This window comes from Xenorhabdus anantnagensis (assembly GCF_028598555.1).
In the GTDB taxonomy this organism is placed as follows: Bacteria; Pseudomonadota; Gammaproteobacteria; order Enterobacterales; family Enterobacteriaceae; genus Xenorhabdus; species Xenorhabdus anantnagensis.
The window spans coordinates 1-2297 of record NZ_JAQRFN010000068.1; the positions used below are offsets into that span (position 1 = coordinate 1).

The 2297-nt window shown below is 55.0% G+C and carries 1 rRNA gene; it reads left to right on the top strand.

Going from position 1 to position 2297, the window contains the following annotated elements:
• Positions 1-2295, top strand: a 23S ribosomal RNA gene (locus PSI14_RS19805); the annotation flags it as partial.
• Positions 2296-2297 lie beyond the last annotated feature (2 nt).

Genomic DNA, 2297 nt, shown 5'->3' on the forward strand with positions numbered 1-2297 from the left:
ATAGGGGAGCCGCAGGGAAACCGAGTCTTAACTGGGCGTTAAGTTGCAGGGTATAGACCCGAAACCCGGTGATCTAGCCATGGGCAGGTTGAAGGTTGGGTAACACTAACTGGAGGACCGAACCGACTAATGTTGAAAAATTAGCGGATGACTTGTGGCTGGGGGTGAAAGGCCAATCAAACCGGGAGATAGCTGGTTCTCCCCGAAAGCTATTTAGGTAGCGCCTCGTGCAGTCATCTTCGGGGGTAGAGCACTGTTTCGGCTAGGGGGTCATCCCGACTTACCAACCCGATGCAAACTGCGAATACCGAAGAATGTTATCACGGGAGACACACGGCGGGTGCTAACGTCCGTCGTGAAGAGGGAAACAACCCAGACCGCCAGCTAAGGTCCCCAAGTCATGGTTAAGTGGGAAACGAAGTGGGAAGGCTCAGACAGCCAGGATGTTGGCTTAGAAGCAGCCACCATTTAAAGAAAGCGTAATAGCTCACTGGTCGAGTCGGCCTGCGCGGAAGATGTAACGGGGCTAAACCATGCACCGAAGCTGCGGCAGCGACACTCAGGTGTTGTTGGGTAGGGGAGCGTTCTGTAAGCCGGTGAAGGTGTGCTGTGAGGCATGCTGGAGGTATCAGAAGTGCGAATGCTGACATAAGTAACGATAAAGCGGGTGAAAAACCCGCTCGCCGGAAGACCAAGGGTTCCTGTCCAACGTTAATCGGGGCAGGGTGAGTCGACCCCTAAGGCGAGGCCGAAAGGCGTAGTCGATGGGCAACGGGTTAATATTCCCGTACCCGGTGTGACTGCGAAGGGGGGACGGAGAAGGCTAGGCTGGCCGGGCGACGGTTTGTCCCGGTTTAAGCGTGTAGGTGGGGGCTCCCGGCAAATCCGGAGCGCCATAACACTGAGGCGTGATGACGAGGCACTACGGTGCTGAAGTAGCTGATGCCCTGCTTCCAGGAAAAGCCTCTAAGCACCAGGTCACATTGGATCGTACCCCAAACCGACACAGGTGGTCAGGTAGAGAATACTCAGGCGCTTGAGAGAACTCGGGTGAAGGAACTAGGCAAAATGGTGCCGTAACTTCGGGAGAAGGCACGCTGGCGTCAGGTGAAGGACCGTGCGTCCGGAGCCGAGGCCAGTCGCAGATACCAGCTGGCTGCAACTGTTTAATAAAAACACAGCACTGTGCAAACACGAAAGTGGACGTATACGGTGTGACGCCTGCCCGGTGCTGGAAGGTTAATTGATGGGGTTATCCTCCGGGAGAAGCTCTTGATCGAAGCCCCAGTAAACGGCGGCCGTAACTATAACGGTCCTAAGGTAGCGAAATTCCTTGTCGGGTAAGTTCCGACCTGCACGAATGGCGTAATGATGGCCAGGCTGTCTCCACCCGAGACTCAGTGAAATTGAACTCGCTGTGAAGATGCAGTGTACCCGCGGCAAGACGGAAAGACCCCGTGAACCTTTACTATAGCTTGACACTGAACCTTGAGCCTTGATGTGTAGGATAGGTGGGAGGCTGAGAAGTGCGGACGCCAGTCTGCATGGAGCCAACCTTGAAATACCACCCTTGAATGTTTGATGTTCTAACGTGGGCCCGTTATCCGGGCTGCGGACAGTGTCTGGTGGGTAGTTTGACTGGGGCGGTCTCCTCCCAAAGCGTAACGGAGGAGCACGAAGGTTAGCTAATCACGGTCGGACATCGTGAGGTTAGTGCAATGGCATAAGCTGGCTTGACTGCGAGAGTGACAGCTCGAGCAGGTACGAAAGTAGGTCATAGTGATCCGGTGGTTCTGTATGGAAGGGCCATCGCTCAACGGATAAAAGGTACTCCGGGGATAACAGGCTGATACCGCCCAAGAGTTCATATCGACGGCGGTGTTTGGCACCTCGATGTCGGCTCATCACATCCTGGGGCTGAAGTAGGTCCCAAGGGTACGGCTGTTCGCCGTTTAAAGTGGTACGCGAGCTGGGTTTAGAACGTCGTGAGACAGTTCGGTCCCTATCTGCCGTGGGCGTTGGAAGATTGAAAGGGGCTGCTCCTAGTACGAGAGGACCGGAGTGGACGCACCACTGGTGTTCGGGTTGTCATGCCAATGGCATTGCCCGGTAGCTACGTGCGGCAGAGATAACCGCTGAAAGCATCTAAGCGGGAAACTTGCCTTGAGATGAGTCTTCCCTTGTCCCTTGAGGACACTGAAGGAACGTTCGAGACGAGGACGTGGATAGGCTGGGTGTGTAAGCGTTGCGAGACGTTGAGCTAACCAGTACTAATGAACCGTGCGGCTTAACCTGAC